This window comes from Blautia caccae (assembly GCF_040095955.1).
In the GTDB taxonomy this organism is placed as follows: domain Bacteria; phylum Bacillota; class Clostridia; order Lachnospirales; family Lachnospiraceae; genus Blautia; species Blautia celeris.
The window spans coordinates 23,346-43,024 of record NZ_JBBMFP010000035.1 but is presented as its reverse complement, the minus strand read 5'-3'; the positions used below and the strand labels follow the sequence as shown (position 1 = coordinate 43,024).

21 protein-coding genes and 1 pseudogene are annotated in these 19,679 nt (G+C 44.5%); all 22 read left to right on the top strand.

Translation table 11 applies throughout. The annotated features are described in order from the left end of the window. Positions 1–174 (top strand): annotated as a pseudogene (locus WMO65_RS24590) (transposase); the annotation flags it as partial. Positions 175–323: 149 nt separating this feature from the next. Continuing rightward, positions 324–1,787, top strand: coding sequence for an HsdM family class I SAM-dependent methyltransferase (locus tag WMO65_RS24585; RefSeq protein ID WP_148392777.1), 1,464 nt, complete (start codon positions 324–326; stop codon positions 1,785–1,787). Then, complete coding sequence (locus tag WMO65_RS24580; RefSeq protein ID WP_148392776.1) at positions 1,777–2,865, top strand: restriction endonuclease subunit S; 1,089 nt, start codon at positions 1,777–1,779, stop codon at positions 2,863–2,865. Before WMO65_RS24585 ends, WMO65_RS24580 begins: the two co-directional genes overlap by 11 nt. A gap of 39 nt (positions 2,866–2,904) precedes the next feature. After that, positions 2,905–4,413 (top strand): ATP-binding protein, encoded by a 1,509-nt coding sequence (locus WMO65_RS24575; RefSeq protein WP_148392775.1) that lies wholly within the window; start codon positions 2,905–2,907, stop codon positions 4,411–4,413. Next, positions 4,361–5,395, top strand: coding sequence for a hypothetical protein (locus WMO65_RS24570; protein ID WP_148392774.1), 1,035 nt, complete (start codon positions 4,361–4,363; stop codon positions 5,393–5,395). Before WMO65_RS24575 ends, WMO65_RS24570 begins: the two co-directional genes overlap by 53 nt. Positions 5,396–5,535: 140 nt before the next feature. Further along, positions 5,536–5,829 (top strand): hypothetical protein, encoded by a 294-nt coding sequence (locus tag WMO65_RS24565; RefSeq protein ID WP_033142837.1) that lies wholly within the window; start codon positions 5,536–5,538, stop codon positions 5,827–5,829. A 528-nt stretch (positions 5,830–6,357) separates the two neighbouring features. Then, entirely contained in the window at positions 6,358–6,597 is a 240-nt protein-coding gene (locus WMO65_RS24560) for a hypothetical protein (protein ID WP_148392773.1), read from the top strand. A 105-nt stretch (positions 6,598–6,702) separates the two neighbouring features. Then, the gene (locus WMO65_RS24555) at positions 6,703–7,518 is read left to right on the top strand and encodes an immunoglobulin-like domain-containing protein (RefSeq protein WP_148392772.1); all 816 of its coding nucleotides are present in this window, start codon (positions 6,703–6,705) and stop codon (positions 7,516–7,518) included. A gap of 61 nt (positions 7,519–7,579) precedes the next feature. Continuing rightward, a complete protein-coding gene (locus tag WMO65_RS24550; RefSeq protein ID WP_103732696.1) occupies positions 7,580–8,302 on the top strand; it encodes a CpsB/CapC family capsule biosynthesis tyrosine phosphatase in 723 nt (240 codons plus the stop codon). After that, positions 8,295–8,990: a CpsD/CapB family tyrosine-protein kinase gene (locus tag WMO65_RS24545; protein ID WP_033142841.1), complete on the top strand. Its 696-nt coding sequence runs from the start codon at positions 8,295–8,297 to the stop codon at positions 8,988–8,990. The genes WMO65_RS24550 and WMO65_RS24545 overlap by 8 nt, the downstream gene beginning before the upstream one ends. Positions 8,991–9,038: 48 nt before the next feature. Beyond that, complete coding sequence (locus tag WMO65_RS24540; protein ID WP_148392771.1) at positions 9,039–9,803, top strand: YveK family protein; 765 nt, start codon at positions 9,039–9,041, stop codon at positions 9,801–9,803. Further along, positions 9,781–10,575 carry a class B sortase gene (gene srtB, locus WMO65_RS24535; RefSeq protein WP_148392770.1) on the top strand — a complete coding sequence of 265 codons (795 nt, stop codon included), beginning with the start codon at positions 9,781–9,783 and terminating at the stop codon, positions 10,573–10,575. The genes WMO65_RS24540 and srtB overlap by 23 nt, the downstream gene beginning before the upstream one ends. Further along, complete coding sequence (locus WMO65_RS24530) at positions 10,565–11,572, top strand: LCP family protein (RefSeq protein WP_148392769.1); 1,008 nt, start codon at positions 10,565–10,567, stop codon at positions 11,570–11,572. Before srtB ends, WMO65_RS24530 begins: the two co-directional genes overlap by 11 nt. A gap of 502 nt (positions 11,573–12,074) precedes the next feature. Beyond that, positions 12,075–12,665 carry an LPXTG cell wall anchor domain-containing protein gene (locus WMO65_RS24525; protein WP_052099637.1) on the top strand — a complete coding sequence of 197 codons (591 nt, stop codon included), beginning with the start codon at positions 12,075–12,077 and terminating at the stop codon, positions 12,663–12,665. Positions 12,666–12,788: 123 nt separating this feature from the next. Beyond that, positions 12,789–13,814, top strand: a complete 1,026-nt coding sequence (rfbB, locus tag WMO65_RS24520; protein WP_033142846.1) for a dTDP-glucose 4,6-dehydratase — start codon at positions 12,789–12,791, stop codon at positions 13,812–13,814. A 40-nt stretch (positions 13,815–13,854) separates the two neighbouring features. Continuing rightward, on the top strand, positions 13,855–15,036 hold the full coding sequence (locus WMO65_RS24515) for a MerR family transcriptional regulator (RefSeq protein ID WP_033142847.1): 1,182 nt from the start codon (positions 13,855–13,857) through the stop codon (positions 15,034–15,036). Positions 15,037–15,084: 48 nt separating this feature from the next. Further along, complete coding sequence (gene rfbD, locus WMO65_RS24510; protein ID WP_033142848.1) at positions 15,085–15,951, top strand: dTDP-4-dehydrorhamnose reductase; 867 nt, start codon at positions 15,085–15,087, stop codon at positions 15,949–15,951. Positions 15,952–16,086: 135 nt separating this feature from the next. Beyond that, positions 16,087–16,965, top strand: coding sequence for a glucose-1-phosphate thymidylyltransferase RfbA (gene rfbA / locus WMO65_RS24505; RefSeq protein WP_148392768.1), 879 nt, complete (start codon positions 16,087–16,089; stop codon positions 16,963–16,965). Positions 16,966–17,085: 120 nt separating this feature from the next. After that, positions 17,086–17,649 (top strand): VanZ family protein, encoded by a 564-nt coding sequence (locus WMO65_RS24500; protein WP_052099638.1) that lies wholly within the window; start codon positions 17,086–17,088, stop codon positions 17,647–17,649. Between the two features lie 83 nt (positions 17,650–17,732). Beyond that, positions 17,733–18,080, top strand: a complete 348-nt coding sequence (gene rplS / locus WMO65_RS24495; protein ID WP_033142849.1) for a 50S ribosomal protein L19 — start codon at positions 17,733–17,735, stop codon at positions 18,078–18,080. Positions 18,081–18,151: 71 nt separating this feature from the next. After that, positions 18,152–18,724 carry a signal peptidase I gene (gene lepB, locus WMO65_RS24490; RefSeq protein ID WP_033142850.1) on the top strand — a complete coding sequence of 191 codons (573 nt, stop codon included), beginning with the start codon at positions 18,152–18,154 and terminating at the stop codon, positions 18,722–18,724. A gap of 19 nt (positions 18,725–18,743) precedes the next feature. Further along, positions 18,744–19,583, top strand: coding sequence for a ribosome biogenesis GTPase YlqF (gene ylqF, locus WMO65_RS24485; protein WP_148392767.1), 840 nt, complete (start codon positions 18,744–18,746; stop codon positions 19,581–19,583). The last annotated feature ends 96 nt before the right edge of the window (positions 19,584–19,679 follow it).

The following is a 19,679-nucleotide window of genomic DNA, read 5'->3' as shown; positions in this document are numbered from 1 at the left end:
AATGAACTGAAGAACCGGGGGGTAAAAGACATCCTCATCATCTGTGCGGACGGCCTTACGGGAATAAAGGAAGCCATAGCTGCCGCATTCCCCAAAACAGAATACCAGAGATGCATTTTCCACCAGGTAAGAAACACATTAAAATATGTTCCAGATAAAGACAGAAAGGCATTTACAGACTTTTCTTCATAGTCTCGGTGTGCAGAAAAAATCTAAAAATCAAACAAATCTTGCCACTTCCAGCCACTTCAGCTATAATAAAACAAAATGTTTTCCCGGCCTCATCTGCCCCATGACCATCAATTCACTTACGGAGGTAATCAATGGATCAAAATATCCCTCAAATCACTCAAAGTATTTCAAAAGAACTAAAACGGAATATCATCCGCGTTATAGAAGAAATGCAGCTTGAAGCCATGCCCTCCTTTATGCTGCCGGAACAGTTCACAGCGCTTCTCTTGACGAAGCTGCGGAATGAAAAGCGTCATCCACATCAAATCTGGAGCATAGATATTCCTATATTTGAAACCGACAGGGCATGGTTTGAAGAAATAGAAGCTGAAGTGCGCAGATGTAGTGAATATTGTCCTCAGCTCCATTTTTGGCAGGGACTGCGCCTGATCGATTCTCCACAGATACTTTCATCTATATGGGGGCTGGTTGTAGCTGCTGTTCAGGAATATCCGGAGGTTTCGGCATATGATCTTCGGCATTTAAGCAGCATGATGGATTTTATGCTGGACCAGGTATACAGAAAGGGAGATAAAAATTTGTTTTTTACTCCAAATATAATCGTTCGTCTTATGGTAGATATAGTAAGGCCAAAGTCCGGTACATTCTGGGATCCGGCCTGCGGGAGCGGTGCTTTCCTGGCACAGGCATATGCATTTGCAAAGGGAAATGAAAGCCTTGAATTATATGGGAATGATGTCAAGGCCCATATGATAAATCTTGCGGAAATCCGTCTGCTGTTTAGCGGGACGGATTTCCGCAAGATACATCTGGAATGCAGGGATGCATTTATTCAGGATGAATACAGTGAATCGGCATACTGGAATGATACAAGGAAATATGATTTTATACTGTCGAATCCCCCTGTATCCAGTGTAAATACGGCGCAGGCAGAGAAAAGAGGCTATCTTGTCCCTACAAAGAAACTGCATCTCCAGTTTTTACAGTTGATCATGGAGCATTTGAACCCAAATGGAAAAGCAGCTGTCCTTGTGAATGAAAATGTACTGTTCAGAGGCGGTGATGAGAGAAATATAAGGGAAGTCTTGGTGGAACATTTAGGACTTAGAACCGTGATATCCCTCCCAAAAGGAGTATTCGCTCCTTATACCAATGCAAAATCCTCCATACTTTTTTTCGGTGGAAGAGCAACAGAGAGTACACCTGTTTTTTTCTATGAATTTGAAACCGCGGAATTTTTGAAGGATACACATGAAATACAGATACCGGATATCTCAGATGCTGTTGAAAAGGAGGCATCATGTCAGGAATTATATGAAAAGTGGTCAGCGTCTATGGGGCGGGGCGTTTATAATGATTTTGAAATCTATACCCCTGAAAACTGGCCCTATAAAAACTGCTGGTTTGCGGAAAGACAGCTTTTGAGAGAGCATGACTATAACCTGGTGGCGGATCACTACAGACCAAGAAAAACAGAGGAAAAAGCAGAGTATTTAAACATCGGAGAGCTGTTGGATGAAATTCACCAACTGGAGAATGAATCATGCCGGATTTTAGAGGAACTGGCAGAACTGAGAGATAAATATGAAAGATAAAGACATGTGGAAATATGTTAGATTAAAGGATGCCGCTCGGCTGATGCTCGGAAAAACACCTCCGAAAAAGAATACGGAAAATTTTATAGTAAACGGGAGAAATGAAGAGGGAATCCCCTGGGTAAAGATAGAGGACATGAAGCGCAGAAAAATCAGCTGTACAAGAGAATATCTTTCCCGGACAGGAGCGGAACTTGGTAAGATTATTCCCAGGGGAGCTGTACTGCTGTCTGTAAATGGAACCATCGGTAAAGCTGCTATAGCAGGATGCGAGCTGGAGACAAATCAGCAGATCATGGCAATCGTGTGTAAGGAAGAGAGTGGTATTTTGCCGGAATATTTGTACTACTATCTGTTGTTTGCCAGAAAAACATTACAGAGTATGGCTTATCAGACGGTTTTGGAAAGATTAAGCACAAATACATTGGAACAGATTCTGATTCCTGTAGCTCCTGTAGAAGTGCAGAAATCCTGGATTCGTCAATTGGAACTTGTTGAGGATTACATATGGAAAAAAGAAGATTTATTGTCTGAAGTAAATAAAGCCCGAAGCTCAGGATGGATATTGGAAATCAATCTGATGAGAGCAGATTATACATTAAAAAAACTGCAGGAGACTACAAGCCGGATTATAGAAACGGCAGAGAAACTTCTGAGAGCATTGTTGGAAGAAATGTTCCAGGAAGCGGACAGAGAAAAATATTTCCGTTACAGAGATCAGGTCTTTCAGGAGCAGCAGCCCTGGGAAAGACTGGACACAAAACGCCGTGGGTTTGTGCAGCTGCAGTTATCAGACTTTCAGAAAAGGCTTTATCGGGAATTTTATAATGCGGGAAAACCGTCTGCAGTTCATGAAATATTGAAACATATGAAAGCGGAATATTCAGATTATCATATACAGGATGCAGTGACCTCTGTTGAAATTTTATTTCAATTAGGGCTATTGTCAAAAGAAACCTTCAAATTATATTATGACAGAAAAGATCCCGGGGAAGAGAATGAGGTAAAAGATGAGAACGGGGAGGCATTGGTAATAGATATCTGGAGCTGTGTTTCTTCTGCCCTATCAACCACATGAAATTAAAATGCAGAGGAAAATAAAGAGGAGTAGGGAATTATGAGATTGACCCATATACGCATATGCGGCTATAAACATCTGAAGAAAATAGAATTTAATATGTCGCAAAGCTCCGAAGAAGTGCCTGTGGATTTTTGTGTGGGTTTGAATGGAACTGGAAAATCCGCATTTTTAGAAGCGGTTGCTCTGATTTTTTCCAGAATAACACAAAATGAGCTGCCCGGATTTGATTTTGTACTTGGGTATTCTGTCTTTGAGAAGGGAAAAATTGTCCAGGTAGAGATAAGGCCTGAGAAAGAGTCAGGGAAGGGCCGTCTCCATATTACTGTAAATGGACAGGTATATTCTTCTTTTCTGGGAATTGAGCAGTATCTGCCTTACAAGATTATAACATATATTTCAGGTCCTAACAGCCAGATGAAACAGATGCTGCAAAAGGAAGCTGAAAATTCGATCATTAGTGATATATATGATGCCGGGACGCGGGAGGATGGAGAGCATGAGATTAAAGTCCTGCTGAATTACCTGAATCAGTTGCAGAAAAATCCCAGAATGTTGTATTTGAGCGAGGAGATGGCTTCTTTGATCTTTCTGGTGCTCTGTGCATGGAAACCGGGGCAGGATAATGGATATGCCATGTTTCGGGAGATGCTGTTGAAAAAACTGGGAGATAAATTCCGTCCTGTGGCTTTCAGTCTGGAGGCTGATGAAACCAGAATAGAAAGTGCTCTTTTTGAAGAACTGTTTTTGGAGGATGAAAAAGGAGAAAGTCAGCTTTATGACTGGAAGGTAAGTGATGGAGATACGATTAAAGCTGTTTATGAAATTTCGGGAGAAAGGGCGGAGTATTGTAATAAGGCCATATCACGTCGGTATTACAATCCTCTTCAGTTACTGCTGCTTCTTCTGCAGGCTAAGAATGCTTTGGCGCTGAAAGCGTGCCATGTGTTTTTCCATACAGAGACAGGAGCAGAATTACTGAATGAATGTGCCCTGAGTGACGGGGAACTGCTTTGGGTAGCCCGAATGGGGCTTGTATTGCTGTGCAGACAGGAGGAAACGGATAACTGCCTGTTTTTGTTTGATGAACCGGATATCCATTTAAATGAGAGTTGGAATGTAGATTTTGTGGCCAGCCTGCGGAAGTTTACACAATTAAATGGCAGGAGTATGCATCATGCTTTTTGGATTTCCACTCATTCCAGCCTGCTTCTCACAGATGCCCTGCCGGATCATGTATTTTTATTTGAAAGAGAGAAAGGAAATGTCTCTGCTAGAAAAATTCCGATATCCATGTTTGCTGCCAGCCGCAATGAAATATCAAAAACCATGTTTCAAAATGCTGCACAGATTGGAAACTATGCAGATAAAATATTGCAGGCCGCATTGCGAGAGGAAAATCCTGATAAACTGCTGCAGTATATTAATTGGTTAGGGGCCGGTATTGGACGTTTTCGGCTGATGGATAAATATTACAGTATAATGGAGAAACGAAATGTACCTGAAATTACAGAAGAGTTTTCTGAAGACGGAAATGGAGAAGATTAATCAAACCATTCTGCGTATTTTTGAGTGTATGGCAGATCATCGGAATCCGGATATCAATACATTGAAAACATTACTTAGTACAGACGAAAGCTGGGTGATCACATATTATCATTCTCAAAAGAGTCTGAAAAATGCAATGGACAGATTATTGGAGGAGCCTCAGTATGTGCGCAGGCAAATGTACAAGGTACTGAAACATGATATGGCGTTTGAAAAACATGCATCAGACAAAGATTTTGAATTTTGGGAAAAAGGGTTAAGCATTTCACAGCGAAATAAGATCAAAAGCCTGATGAATCATATTTATCAAAATATTTTTCAAAGAAATAAACTGTCTCTTTCTTTTGATAATTACAGGGATTCTTTATATAGTAATGATAGAAACACCATATGCCCTGTATGTCTGGGTCGTGTGAGAAATCTGCGGCGTTACGGGGAGGTCGACCATTACTTTCCAAAAAACCAATATCCTGCTCTGACTTTCCATCCTGTGAATTTGGCTGGTATATGCAGAGAGTGCAACAGCCCCAAGGTGAAAGGGAGCAAAGATCCATTAAAAAACGCGAATCTGGCAGAAGTTTATATTCCTTATCTGAGGGCAGCAGAAGAAGAATCCAGAATTGCTGTAATGGGCAGCGGAGGAGAGCGTGTGCTGGGTTTAAGACCTGTTTCAGACAATAAGCAGGCAGAGCAAAGAATCAAGAATTTTGATGATTTATTTGATTTAAGCTCACGCTGGACAATGCAGATGTATGACAAAATAAAAGAGGATTTTCTACTCACTGAGCACTGTAAGGATGAAGCAGAGGTGGAGGCAGACTTGGTGAAAATTGCAGGAGAAGAAAAAAGAAAGGCAGCTATGATGAAACAGTATGCTCTTGATGCAGCCTGCTCGGAATTTCTTGTCACAGAGGGAAAGCGCGCATTTATGGAGGAGTGGAAGAAAAGACAGGAAGAGAGGGAGAAGATGAGGAGTAAATAGAGAATAAGATGCAGAAAGACAGCGTCATCGGATTATAAATATCCGCTTAGACGCTATCTTTCAGTTGCACCTTTTCAAATTTAAATGTAAAATACTATAAAGATATCAGGAATAAATTATATCTAAGAGAGGAATCGCACATGAGCAATGCAGCGGAAACCGTTACTATAGACAACCTCTGGCAAGCAATTACATCCCACCAGGGAGAAACCTTCTACACAAAGAAAATGCTCCCCTTTACCTATACCATCAAAGGCGGCGAGATGTTCACAGACCGCAGAGAGCGCTCCATCACCAGGAGCACCTTTGAAAACGCATACAAAAAAATAAAAAATGCCCCCGACAAAATCACCGGCCCCAAAGCATTGAACATGTACGGCGCCCCATATGTATGGGCAGTTTTGGCAAAGGTGACAGATATTTGCCAATCATAACCGATACACTCCTATACCTTTAAAAATCATTTTACCATATAAAAATAAGCCAACAAACTCATAAGTGAGGTATTAAAAACCATGCCCGGCTACATCATCCACTTAACCGCAGCGAATTTTTTCCTAAATTCGCTGCCATTTTCACACCCGTTAAATCAGCCAAAAGCCAAAAACGCCTTCCTGGTCGGCAATTTACTGCCCGACACTGTAAAAGACAAATTCCAATCCCATTTCCGAAGCCCTGACACCTTGCAGGAAATTGTCCAATACCCCATACTGTCCAAATTTCTTGATAAATACCGTGACCTTCTCCCGGATCCAAGCGTCCAGGGTTATCTCTTCCATCTATACACAGACTATCGTTTTTTCACGGAATACATGCCCCGCATTGTGCGTTTTACAGACATTCAAGGCAGGTATACCACAAAGAAAGACGACATCGTCTGGGCTCAAATTCAGAAAACTAAGAAAAAAGTAAGGGCAGCAGACTTCTTCTCCGAAGACTATTATTACGGTGATTACACTCGCATGAACACATGGCTGGTCATCCATTACAGACTTCCTCTCCAGATGGATGTCAATATAAAAAATCCCGGCATTTCTGAGGTAGTATATTCCGATATTTCAGAAATCCTGGAGGAACTGAAGTCCTATCTGCTGATGCCTCCGGAAGCGGCAGATGATCTTGCTGTTTTTAATAGGAAGGAACTTCTCAATTACATTTACTCCATTGCCAACCCAAAAGAATTAAAAAAAGTAATTGATTAATGATTTATGTAATGTTAATATAATAATGTTGTTTGAAATGGGAAAGAATAGAAATGATGGCAACACTTTCTTATTTTAAATATATACGAGAGGAATGGAAAGAAGATGAAAAAAGGATTAATTGCAGCAGCAATTATTGTATGCATCGGAATTACCGCCGGTACCGTATTTCTGGTACTTAATCGGGACAAGACAGCACCGGAGATAAAAGTTCCTGGGGACAATACGCTGACTTATGTGGCGGGGCAGGATAAGAAGCTTCTTCTGGAAGGCATCACGGCAGTGGATGACAAGGACGGGGATGTATCAGATACCCTTATGGTGGAATCCGTAAAACCAACTGCTGACGGAACCCAGGCTGAAGTAACCTATACAGCAATGGACAACAGCCGCAATGTGACAAAAAAGAAACTTATGGTAAATTATCAGGCTTCCGGTGAAGCAGCACCGGCGGACAGCGGCCAGGCTCCGGAAGGAACGGAGGAAGGCCAGGAAAGCGGGGAAGCAGGAACAGAAGCGCCGGCTCCCGAAGGGGAAACAACAGGTGAAGGTACGGGAGAGGGCGAAGCTGCCCCGGCAGATCCGTCTGCCGACCCGGCTGCCCAAGAGCAGCCTCCTCAGGAAACTGCAGGCGGTGCAGAGGCAGCGGAGGCGGCGATTGCACAGCTTCCGGCCGGCAGCCCACAGTTTCGTCTGAATGAATATGAAGTGACGCTGCCTGTGGGAAGCAAGTTTGATTACAGTACATATATTCAGGATATCACCGACGATAAAGATGACAGAAGCACCCTTTTCAGACAGATTCAGCTGCAGAATCCGGTGGATACCAATACACCGGGAACCTATGAAGTAGTGTATTATGTTGTCGACAGCGATGGAAATCAGTCAAATACTGCCATTTTAAAGGTAAATATCCAGTAGACAAACAGAGGACTTTCCTTTATAATGGTGGGTGAATTTATGGTAAAGGTGGATAAGATTATTGATTATAGACACACACTGCCACATTTTGCCCGGTGTAGATGACGGAGCAAAAAATGCGGACGAAACACGCAGGATGCTGCGAATGGCGTTTAAGGACGGCATCGATGAAATTATTGCTACACCACATTTTAACTGCGACATGGACGCGTCTGTGTTGGAAAAAAGGATGGGAGCCTATCTGCGTACCTGTAAGTACGCAAAGGAAATGAATCCAAAAGCCAGGATATATCTCGGAAACGAGTTGTATTACAGTGAGGGAGTGGTGGATGCCCTTGACAGAGGCGATGCGCTGACTCTGAATCAGACAAAGTATGTTTTGGTAGAATTTCCTGTTTATTCGGAATTCCGCTATATACGGCAGGCTGTGCAGAATCTGCAGTATGCCGGATATCTGCCTGTGATTGCTCATATTGAGCGCTATCAGGGCATGAAGAAAGAAGAACAGGTTGCAGAGCTGGCCGGAATGGGAGCCTGCATGCAGGTTAATGTTTCCAGCGTTATGGGTAAAGCAGGCTGGAGTACAAGATGGTATTTATTAAAATTAATGAGGCACGGACTCATTCATGTACTGGGCACAGATGCCCACGGTGCGACACACAGACGCCCGGAGATGAGAGATTGCCTTTCTTACATAGATAAAAAAATCGGAAAGACATACCGTGAGGAAATCAGCACAATAAATCCGTCAAGAATTATCAGAGGAGAATACATAAGTGGATAAGTTAGAAATCAAAGGAGAAATTTCATTATCAAGCCGGGAACGTGAAGTTTACCGTACCTTGAGAACCAACCTGGAATTTACGGGTGTGGAGAACCGGGTCATTGCAGTCACAAGCTGTACACCGAATGATGGAAAGAGTACAGTCGCTTACAATCTGGCGCTGGCGCTGGCAGAGAGCGGCAGGAATACACTGCTCATCGATGCGGATATGAGAAAATCCGTAATGGTTCACCGTTTGAAACTGGAAGGTGCTGTTAAGGGACTCAGCCATTATCTTTCCGGCCAGGCTGAATTGGGAGATGTGGTATATGGAACGAACAAGAGGAATCTTTTCCTGGTTCCAACGGGAATTTTCCCCAGCAACCCTACAGAGCTTTTGGGAAATGAGAGACTGCTGAAACTGCTCACAGGTCTGAAGAACACATTTGATTATATTATCATTGATACGCCACCTCTCGGAAGCGTTATCGATGCAGCGGTTATCGCTCAGGTGTGTGACGGATCCATTCTGGTTCTGGCAGCGGATAATTCCTCCAGGTCAGAGGCGAAAGGTGTGGTCGGACAGCTGAAGGCAGCTAACAGTAACCTTCTGGGTGTTGTTCTTAACAAGGTGGATGTACATACAGGAAGCTACTACGGCAAGAAGTATGGCGGGTATTATGGAAATAAATACGGCGGATACTATTAAAATCAACAAGACACCGTAAGAAAAATTTTGCAATGAAAGAGGAACAAAATGAATAATAAAGAATACGATGACGAAATGGAGATTGATTTAGGTGCCCTGTTCCATGTACTGATACGGAAATGGTGGCTGATCGCCATCTGTGCGATTATGGGTGGAGTGATCGCATTAGGCGGTACAGTGCTCCTTATCACGCCTAAGTATGAATCAAAAGCGCAGCTTTATATTTTAAATAAGACGACAAGTGTTACATCCCTGGCAGATATTCAGATTGGTAGTGAACTGACAGCCGACTTTGAGGTGATCGCCACCAGTAAGCCGGTTATTGATGCCGCTATTGAACGCATCAAAGAGGAAGAGGACAAAACATTTTCCAGAAAAGAGATACTGGATGTTCTGACTGTAGTAAATAAATCCGGTACACGAATTCTGGAAGTGAAAGCTATAGATGAGAATCCGGCAGATGCCTGTATCATCGCAAATGCAGTTGCCGAGGAAACAGCAGACAGAATGGCAAGTATTATGAAATCTGACCCGCCTACAACTGTGGAGAGCGCGGAGGTTTCAGAAAAACCTGTCAGCCCCAGCCTGCTGAAGAATACCGCTATCGGTATTTTGCTGGGTATCCTGCTTGTGTGCGGCGTGCTTACCGTGAGGTTTATCATTAACGACAATATCAAGACAGAAGAAGATGTTGAGAAATATCTTGGTCTTTCCACACTGGCGATCGTTCCCTATGTGAAAGGCAAGGATAAGAAGAAAGAGGAGCTTCGCAAATTGAAAGAGGCAGACAATGGAAAAGAAAAGAAGAAGTAAATTATTCTGGGTATTTTTGATCATATTTCTGGCAGCCGTGGCTTTTGCTGTATATTACTATACCAGTCAGCAGAAGAAAGAAGAAGTATATGATAAGCTGAAAGAAAGTAATAAGACAGAAGAGACAAAGGATACTGAAGAACCGAAACAGGAGCCGGCAAAGGAAGCGGCAGCAGAGCCGGAGAAAGAGCCTGTGGAGATTCCCATTGATTTTGCAGAGCTTCAGAAAATGAACCCGGAAATCTATGCATGGATACGGATTCCCAGCACAGAAGTGGATTATCCTATTGTGCAGCGGCCCGAGGATGACGCCTACTATCTGGATCACACGATAGAGGGCGAAGAGGGACTGCCCGGATCTATTTACACGGAATCCCTCAACAAAAAAGATTTTACGGACAAGAATACAGTGATATACGGACATAATATGAAAGACTGTACCATGTTCGGCGGCCTGAAGGATTATAAGGACAGTGCTTATATGGATGAGCATTCAGAGGTGTATATTTATACACCGGAGCACATTTTTACTTATAAGATTTTTGCGGCGGTTACTTATGACAGCAGACATATTATGGTGGCTTTTGATTTTACCCAGGAAGAGCAGTTCCAGGCGTATCTGGATTCACTCAGCCAGGTGAGAAATATGGCATCCTATATCAATACAGACATTCCGGTCACAACATCTGACCGAATTATTACAATGTCAACCTGCAATGGAAATAATGATCAGCGTTTTCTTGTAGAGGCGGTACTGATAGATGAAAAGTAAAGAAAAAAAGAGACTGGTTGTGATAGTTTCTGTACTGATCCTTCTGCTGCTGGCTCTGGCTGTGGTGGTTTATGTTGTGAAAAATAACAGCAAAGCAAAGACAGTTGCGGACAATATGGAGAAAAGCACAGGCGCATCCGTTTCCCAGGCCAGCGATGATACCATCACTTATAATGGCCAGAAATATGAGTATAATAAAAATCTTACAAATATTTTATTCATGGGTGTGGATAAAAAAGAAACGGTTACTCTGAAGGACACGCCGGGAGTAGCAGGACAGGCGGATTGTGTTATGATCATATCTCTGGATAAGGAGACACAGACAGCGCGTATTCTGCAGATATCCAGGGATTCCATGACAGATATTGATATCTATGACGCAAACGGCAATTATTATACTTCCGTAAATGCGCAGCTTGCCACCCAATATGCCTACGGCAATGGGGAGCAGAGCAGCTGCTGGGCCATGAAGAAGACGGTATCGGAGCTGCTTTTTGATCTGCCGATAGACGGCTATGTGTCGTTGAATATTGACGCGATCAGCACAATGAACGACGCAGTGGGCGGTGTGGAGATCACCATACCGGAAGATTATACGATGATTGACCCTGCGTTCGTAAAAGGTGAGACTGTGAAACTGACAGGAGAGCAGGCGGAGAAATATGTGCGTTACAGGGATACGGATGTACAGGGCAGCAATAATGGGCGTATGCAGCGCCAGGTGCAGTATATTCCGGCTCTGATCTCCTCCCTGAGGAATAAAGTCGGCGCGGCCGGTGATTACTATGAGGCGTTTTATCCGGTGATCAAGCCGTATCTGGTGACAGACCTGAATGCTGACCAGATTAACGACTTAGCCCGCTATCAGCTTGGTGACAGCGAAACCCAGTATGTTCCGGGAGAAGCCGTTGCAGGCGCGGAACATGAAGAGTTTTATGTGAATGATGAAGAATTACAAAAAATGTTGATAGAAACGTTTTATACATTGCGAAAGTAGATGAAAATATACCCGTAATCCCACTAATATCAAGGGATTGCGGGTATGTTCATTTTTGACAAAGTGTGAATCGGCTTTTTGAAATAACATCCGCACTTATCGGTGAAGGTCCTTTTAAAGCGGAAACGGACAGTTTTGCATCCGCCGTTCATAATAAATTTGGGGGAAATGGCATGAATGAAATTTTCTGAAAATTATCACCGAATCAAAGGTCAGAGCGTCGTACTGCCTCTTCGGTCCAGGAGGGCGGCCTGCATAAATGCGGAAAAAACTAGAAGAAATTTCACTTGAATCCATATATATACCGCCTATGAACTGCGGGAACACAATATATCCCCGGCGAGGCGGCAGCCGGTCCGAAACATGAGAAGTTTTATATAAATGATGAAAAATTAAAAAAAATATTGATAGAAATGTTTTACAAATTACGAAACTAGTGTTATAATAACTTCAAGCTTGTTAAATGTAATAAAGCAAGAAGAAACAAAAGGAGGATTTTATCATGAAGAAACTTATTGCTTTAGTGTGCGCAGCTGTTATGACTGTTAGCTCAGCCGTTGCAGTATTCGCACAGCCAAGTGTACAGGTTACAGGTGTTGTAACCAAAGCTCAGGCAGCTACAGATGCCAACGGTAACGCAGTTACTGTTGAGATCAAGGCAGTTCCTGACGAGTACAAAGAGGCCGTTGAGAACGTTAAAAAAGAGGAAACTCTGAAAGAGGTTCTTGGCGCTGACTTCAAAGAAGGCATGCAGGTTGTAGATGTAAAAGACATCTCTGTTCCGGACGGAACAACATTCCCTGTAACCATCACATTTGAAGTAGCTGGTGTTACAGAAGGTTCTTCTGTTGCAGTTCTGCACTACAACGGAAGCGCTTGGGAGAAGGTAGAAGCAAAAGCTGGTGCTGGTACAATCACAGCAACCTTCACATCTCTGTCTCCAGTAGCATTTGTTGTTGACAAAGACGCAGCAGCAAAAGCATCCACATCACCTAAAACAGGCGAAACAAACGTTATGATGTGGACAGGTATCGTAGCTGTTATTGCAGTAGCTGGAATGGCTGTTACATACAAAAAAAGAAAAGAAGCATAATTTTTAATGCTTAGGAACCCGGGCGAAAGCCTGGGTTCTTTTTTTCTGAAAAAACCCTTGACAGTGACCTTACGTCACCCCTTATAGTAACCTTATCAGAGAAAAAGCAAAGGAGAATACCACATGAAAGTATTAGTAACAGGCGGTGCCGGTTTTATCGGAGGAAACTTTGTACATCACATGGTGAATAAATACCCGGATTATGAGATCGTAAACCTGGATCTGCTCACCTACGCCGGCAATCTGGAAACTTTGAAACCAGTGGAAGATAAACCGAATTACAAATTTGTCAAAGGTGATATTGCGGACGAACCGTTTATTATGGATCTGTTTGAGAAAGAAAAATTTGATATTGTAGTGAATTTCGCGGCAGAGAGCCATGTAGACCGTTCCATTGAAGACCCGGGCATTTTTGTGCAGACCAATGTTATGGGAACAAGAGTGCTGCTGGATGCCTCTAAAAAATATGGTGTAAAGCGTTACCATCAGGTATCCACCGATGAAGTTTACGGGGATCTGCCCCTTGACAGACCGGACCTGTTCTTCACAGAGGAAACACCGATTCACACTTCAAGCCCCTATTCCTCCTCAAAGGCCAGCGCCGATTTATTTGTACTTGCTTATTACAGAACCTTTGGACTGCCGGTGACCATTTCCAGATGTTCCAATAACTATGGTCCCTATCATTTTCCGGAAAAACTGATTCCGCTGATGATCAGCCGCGCTCTGGCAGATGAGGAGCTTCCGGTATACGGAAACGGTGAAAATGTGAGAGACTGGCTGCATGTGTCAGACCACTGCGAAGCGATTGATCTGATCATCCATAACGGAAGAGTCGGTGAGGTTTACAATGTGGGCGGACATAATGAGAGAACAAATCTTCAGGTTGTACAGACAATTCTCAAAGCCTTGAATAAACCGGAAAGTTTGATCAAATATGTCAAAGACCGTCCGGGACATGACATGAGATATGCCATTGACCCGACAAAACTGGAAACAGAGCTGGGATGGAAGCCGAAATATAACTTCGACACAGGAATTGCACAGACCATACAGTGGTATCTGGACAATGAGGACTGGTGGAAACATATTCTCAGCGGCGAATATTCCAACTATTTTGATAAAATGTACGGAGAGCGCCTGGCTTAAGCGCGCGGCAGGATAGAAGCAGACGGAAGGGAGGGATTTTGTGGCGCATTATTATACCACCGGGGAGTTTGCCCGGATGGCTCATGTGACAATCCGAACCATACGGTATTATGATAAGAAAGGTCTTTTAAAGCCCAGTTTTGTCAATGAATCGGGATACCGCATGTATTCCGATGAAGATTTTCTGAGACTCCAGAAAATCCTCTCCCTGAAATATCTGGGATTTTCATTAAAAGAAATATCAAATATGACCATACATGATACCAGTTCCGATATTCTGGAATCCCTGAAGATGCAGATCGATTTGGTGCAGAAGAAGATTGAGAATATGAACCAGATGGAGCACGCCCTGCAGAATACCATGCAGATTGTTCAGCAGACAAACCAGATTGACTGGAATGAGATCCTCAATCTGATCCATCTGACCGATATGGAGAAGATGCTGGTGGAGCAATATAAAAACGGAGCCAATTTAAATATCCGCATTTCCCTCCACGAACGGTATTCCTCCAACCCCCAAGGGTGGTTTGCTTGGCTCTGCGAACAGATCGATCTGGACCAGGTGAAAAATGTCCTGGAAGTGGGATGCGGCAACGGGCAGCTCTGGAAACACGCACCTGATGCGGTGCTGCAGGGAAAATATATCTGCCTGTCTGACGCTTCGGGCGGAATGGTGCACGATGCTGCAGTGAACATTGGAAACGAGAGAAAGAAGTATTTTGATTTCAGAGTTCTGGACTGTCAGAAGCTTCCATTTCCGGACGGGCACTTCCAGCGGGTGGTTGCCAATCATGTGCTTTTCTATGTACAGAACATAGCAAAAGCTCTGGAAGAGAACAGCCGTGTATTGAGTGAGGACGGCATCTTTTACTGCAGCACCTACGGGACGGGGCATATGCATGAGATCACAGAGCTGGTGAAGGAGTTTGATCCCAGGATATCTCTGTCAGAGGTTGCCCTCTATAAGCTGTTCGGGCTGGAAAACGGACAGAAGCTGTTGGAGCCGTATTTCTCCTCTGTGGAGAAACGTATGTACGATGACAGTCTGTGGGTAGATAAGCCGGAGCCGCTGCTTGATTATATTTTGTCCTGTCATGGGAACCAGAGTGAACTTCTCTATCCCAGACAGAGAGAGTTTAAGCAGTTTTTGGAGGAGAAGATCCAAAGAGACGGAGGCATCTCCATCAGTAAAGAAGCGGGGATTTTTATTTGCAGGAAATAAATCGTCTCTGCCGGGTATAACGGGCAGGGAAAAGAAAGGATGAAGGTTATGAGAGTTTTAGTGACAGGTGTAAAGGGACAGTTGGGACATGACGTAATGAACGAGCTGGCTAAGAGAGGTCATATAGGCGTTGGCGTGGATGTGGAGGAGATGGATATCACAGATCCCCAGGCATGCAGAAAAGTGATCGGGGAGGCGGATGTGGAAGCTGTTGTCCACTGTGCTGCCTACACGGCTGTGGATGCTGCAGAGGATAATGTGGAGGTCTGCCGCAAAGTCAATGCTTACGGTACAGAGAACATTGCGAAAGTATGCCGGGAGCTGGGTCTGAAAATGATGTATATCAGCACGGACTACGTGTTTGACGGGGAGGGCACAAGACCCTGGGAACCGGATGATGAGAGAGATCCGCTGAATGTGTACGGGCAGACCAAGTATGAGGGTGAAGTGGCAGTGACAGACCATGTGGAGAAATTCTTCATCGTGAGGATCGCCTGGGTCTTTGGCGTGAACGGCAAAAATTTTATCAAGACCATGCTGAATCTGGGCAAGAAACACACGGATATCAATGTGGTGGAAGATCAGATCGGTTCTCCGACCTATACTTATGATCTGGCTGTTCTGCTTGTGGATATGATCGAGACAGAAAAATACGGCTTTTATCATGCCACAAATGAAGGTCTCTGCAGTTGGTTTGAATTTGCTTCTGAAATCTTCCGTCAGGCGGGCATGAACGTAAATGTACATCCTGTAAGCTCTGAGGAGTTCCCGGCAAAGGCAAAAAGACCTCATAACAGCAGGATGAGCAAGGATAAACTGGAGGCAAACGGCTTTAACCGCCTTCCTGCATGGCAGGATGCCCTGGCGCGTTACCTGCAGACCGATGAGCTGCAGAAACTGCTCCACGAAAATTAAAAAATGCGGGATTCACGTGCTTTTTGACCGGAAAAAATATACTTGCGCAGCCGGGTCTGCGCAAGTAATGCGCTGCCTGTGCATAAGAGCAGCTGCCGGAAATCTAAAATACAGGAAGAAACAGAGGTACAGAGTATGAAGGGAATTATTTTAGCAGGCGGATCAGGAACAAGACTGTATCCACTGACCAAGGTGACATCAAAACAGCTTTTACCTATCTATGATAAACCTATGATCTATTATCCGCTGTCCGTACTTATGGAGGCGGGAATCAGAGAGATACTGATCATTTCCACACCGGAGGATACTCCCAGGTTTGAGGCTCTTTTGGGAGATGGGCATCAGTTTGGCATTGAACTGTCCTATGCGGTACAGCCAAGCCCGGACGGACTGGCACAGGCATTTGTCATCGGTGAGGATTTTATCGGAGATGACGGTGTTGCCATGATCCTGGGTGACAATATTTTCTACGGACACGGACTGAAAAAGAGACTGTGTGCAGCGGCAGCCCGTACAGAAGGAGCTACCGTGTTCGGTTATTATGTGGATGATCCGGAGCGGTTTGGAATCGTAGAGTTTGACAGTGAGGGCAAGGCGGTTTCCATTGAAGAGAAACCGGCACAGCCAAAGTCCAATTACTGTGTCACTGGCCTTTACTTCTATGACAATAAGGTGGTGGAGTATGCCAAGAATCTGAAGCCGTCCGCAAGGGGAGAGCTGGAGATCACGGATTTGAACAGGATCTATCTGGAGCAGAACGAGCTGAACGTGGAACTTCTGGGCCAGGGATTTACCTGGCTGGATACAGGAACACATGAATCTCTGGTGGAGGCAACTAATTTCGTAAAGACCATGGAAGACCATCAGCACAGAAAAATTGCCTGCCTGGAGGAGATCGCTTACCACAATAAATGGATTTCCAGGGAAAAGGTCATGGAGGCATATGAGGTTCTGAAAAAGAACGAGTACGGTGCCTATTTAAAAGATGTACTGGACGGAAAATACCTGGTATAGTAACCGCGCTGGCTGCCTCGGGATTTTCCGCGGGACAGTGGCGTGTGAACAGGAAACAGAAAGTATTCCAAGTGCCGCGGCGGTTTTTGCCATAGTCTGACAGAGTGGGAGTACATGGGTATGGGACAGTATACAGGCGAACTGATACACTATTTAATAAGAGATATCGCGGATGTGGGGAAATACTTTTTTGCAGGACTTGCCGCATTTTTTGCGGCTGGCCTGACGATTTCTCTGCTGACAAAAGTCCGGGGACAGAATGAGGGACAGCGCAGGCGCTTTTTAGGCGCGGCAGTTCTTGCGGGATATCTGTGTATGCTTCTGTTCATCACATTTTTGTCAAGAGAACCGGGCAGCAGGGACGGGATCGACTGGATGCCTTTCAGTACCCTTGGCAGCGGGCCGCGCGGGGATGCTTTTGTCCTGGAAAATGTCCTGCTGTTTGTTCCGTTTGGTGTATTGCTGCCCGTGGTCTCCGTGAAAATGAGGCGGGTTTGGAGTACATTATGTATGGGATGTGCAGTCAGTCTGTCCATTGAACTTTTCCAGTTCCTCACAAAAAGAGGATATGCCCAGACAGACGATGTGCTCACCAATGTGCTGGGGACGATTTTGGGGTATGCCGGTTATGCAGTATTTTGCCGCTGCAAGAAAAAAATACTTGCAATCTCGCAGCACTCATAGTATAATTATACTCGTTGTAAAAAAGAGATGGTCCTCTGCTGCACACTGCATTAAGAACATCCAGAGTATAAGGAGAAAAGATCATGAACGAAATCATCAAAAACATTGAAGCTGCTCAGATGAAAGCAGAAGTTCCGCAGTTTAATGTGGGAGATACCGTAAGAGTACACGGTAAGATCAAAGAGGGTAACCGCGAGAGAATCCAGATTTTTGAAGGCGTTGTGCTGAAAAAACAGGGTGGAAGCAATCGTGAGACCTTCACTGTAAGAAAGAATTCCAACGGAATCGGCGTTGAGAAAACATGGCCGCTGCATTCCCCCAATGTGGAGAAAGTGGAAGTGATCAGACGCGGTAAAGTAAGACGTGCAAAACTGAACTACTTAAGACAGCGCGTTGGTAAAGCAGCTAAGGTAAAAGAATTAGTAAAATAATAATGTTTAGAAAACAGGGACACATACTTATGTATATGTCCCTGTTTCTAAATGGATAGGAGGATGCTGCCATGAAGAAAAAAGAAAGTAAAGGACCGGAGTTTTCCAAAGACGGCCATGTGCGCCCTCTGCTCATATGGGTATTCGAGATCGCAGTGGTTCTTGTATTAGCTGCAGTGGTATCCATTTTTTTCTGCCAGACCATTGTCATGCAGGAGGGCGGCATGGAACCCACACTGGCCACGGGAGACAAGGTATTGATCAATAAAGTGTCATACAAGCTGGGCGAGCCGGAGAGGGGCGATATTGTGGCCTTTAAGAAGGACGCCAAGCAGCATTCCAGTATGCATGTAAAGCGCATCATCGGTCTGCCGGGTGAGACGGTGCAGATCAAGGACGGGCTGATTCTGATCAATGGGGAGACTTATATGGAGAAGAAGGATTTTCCAAAGATCAGCAATCCCGGATTGGCAGAGACACAGATCACACTGGGAAAAAACGAATATTTTGTACTTGGAGACAACCGGAACAACAGTGAGGACAGCCGTTTTGCCGAGGTGGAAAATGTAAAGCAGAAATATATTGTGGGCAAAATATGGCTGAGAGTTTCCCCTTTTGGAAAATTCGGCCTCATCAAGAGCTGACAGACAGAGAGGAACAATTATGAATTATCAATGGTATCCCGGGCACATGACGAAAGCAAAGCGCATGATGCAGGAGAATATAAAGCTGATCGATCTGATCATTGAGGTGGTGGATGCCAGAATCCCCGTTTCCAGCAGAAATCCCGATATCGACGAGCTGGGCAAAAATAAAGCCAGGCTGATTCTGCTGAACAAATCGGATCTGGCAGACGAGCGGCAGAATGAAAAGTGGACCCAGCACTTTACGGAGAAAGGGTTCTTTGTCGTGAAGGCAAATTCCAAAAGCGGGGCAGGCATCCGCCAGGTGCTTCCTGTGATCATGGAGGCCTGTAAGGAAAAAATAGAGAGAGACAGGAAAAGAGGCATTCAGAACCGTCCGGTCAGAGCTATGGTAGTGGGGATTCCCAATGTGGGGAAATCCACATTTATCAATTCCTTTGCCGGAAAAGCCTGTACAAAGACCGGCAATAAGCCGGGTGTGACAAAAGGAAAGCAGTGGATACGCATCAATAAAAATGTGGAGCTTCTGGATACACCGGGCATTCTCTGGCCGAAATTCGAGGACCAGAGCGTAGGCGCCAAGCTGGCTATGGTGGGCTCCATAAAAGATGAGATTCTGAATCTGGAGGAACTTTCCCTGGAGCTTCTGGGATATCTCCATAGATATTATGAGGGTATTTTAAAAGAGCGCTATGACGTGGAGGAATCCGAGGACCGCCTGAAAATGCTGGAGACCATTGCCGTAAACAGAAACTGCCTGCAGAAAGGCAGCGAGCTGGATTATGGAAAAGCATCCAACATTCTGCTGGAGGAGTTCCGGAACGGAAAAATCGGCAGAATTACGCTGGAACAGGTGTGAAACCCGCAGCCGGCCATTAAATCCGTTTTACAGTGGGCCGGGTCAGCGCAGCAAATGCGCAGATCTGTCTGTACTGCTGCAGCGGGGTGTTATTGA

What these genes read in the sequence shown, in the direction of transcription:
- WMO65_RS24585 (WP_148392777.1), top strand. Translation starts at nt 324, where the DNA reads ATGGATCAAAATATCCCTCAAATCACTCAAAGTATTTCAAAAGAACTA.
- WMO65_RS24580 (WP_148392776.1), top strand. Translation starts at nt 1,777, where the DNA reads ATGAAAGATAAAGACATGTGGAAATATGTTAGATTAAAGGATGCCGCT.
- WMO65_RS24575 (WP_148392775.1), top strand. Translation starts at nt 2,905, where the DNA reads ATGAGATTGACCCATATACGCATATGCGGCTATAAACATCTGAAGAAA.
- WMO65_RS24570 (WP_148392774.1), top strand. Translation starts at nt 4,361, where the DNA reads ATGTACCTGAAATTACAGAAGAGTTTTCTGAAGACGGAAATGGAGAAG.
- WMO65_RS24565 (WP_033142837.1), top strand. Translation starts at nt 5,536, where the DNA reads ATGAGCAATGCAGCGGAAACCGTTACTATAGACAACCTCTGGCAAGCA.
- WMO65_RS24560 (WP_148392773.1), top strand. Translation starts at nt 6,358, where the DNA reads ATGAACACATGGCTGGTCATCCATTACAGACTTCCTCTCCAGATGGAT.
- WMO65_RS24555 (WP_148392772.1), top strand. Translation starts at nt 6,703, where the DNA reads ATGAAAAAAGGATTAATTGCAGCAGCAATTATTGTATGCATCGGAATT.
- WMO65_RS24540 (WP_148392771.1), top strand. Translation starts at nt 9,039, where the DNA reads ATGAATAATAAAGAATACGATGACGAAATGGAGATTGATTTAGGTGCC.
- srtB (WP_148392770.1), top strand. Translation starts at nt 9,781, where the DNA reads ATGGAAAAGAAAAGAAGAAGTAAATTATTCTGGGTATTTTTGATCATA.
- WMO65_RS24530 (WP_148392769.1), top strand. Translation starts at nt 10,565, where the DNA reads ATGAAAAGTAAAGAAAAAAAGAGACTGGTTGTGATAGTTTCTGTACTG.
- WMO65_RS24525 (WP_052099637.1), top strand. Translation starts at nt 12,075, where the DNA reads ATGAAGAAACTTATTGCTTTAGTGTGCGCAGCTGTTATGACTGTTAGC.
- rfbB (WP_033142846.1), top strand. Translation starts at nt 12,789, where the DNA reads ATGAAAGTATTAGTAACAGGCGGTGCCGGTTTTATCGGAGGAAACTTT.
- rfbD (WP_033142848.1), top strand. Translation starts at nt 15,085, where the DNA reads ATGAGAGTTTTAGTGACAGGTGTAAAGGGACAGTTGGGACATGACGTA.
- rfbA (WP_148392768.1), top strand. Translation starts at nt 16,087, where the DNA reads ATGAAGGGAATTATTTTAGCAGGCGGATCAGGAACAAGACTGTATCCA.
- WMO65_RS24500 (WP_052099638.1), top strand. Translation starts at nt 17,086, where the DNA reads ATGGGACAGTATACAGGCGAACTGATACACTATTTAATAAGAGATATC.
- rplS (WP_033142849.1), top strand. Translation starts at nt 17,733, where the DNA reads ATGAACGAAATCATCAAAAACATTGAAGCTGCTCAGATGAAAGCAGAA.
- lepB (WP_033142850.1), top strand. Translation starts at nt 18,152, where the DNA reads ATGAAGAAAAAAGAAAGTAAAGGACCGGAGTTTTCCAAAGACGGCCAT.
- ylqF (WP_148392767.1), top strand. Translation starts at nt 18,744, where the DNA reads ATGAATTATCAATGGTATCCCGGGCACATGACGAAAGCAAAGCGCATG.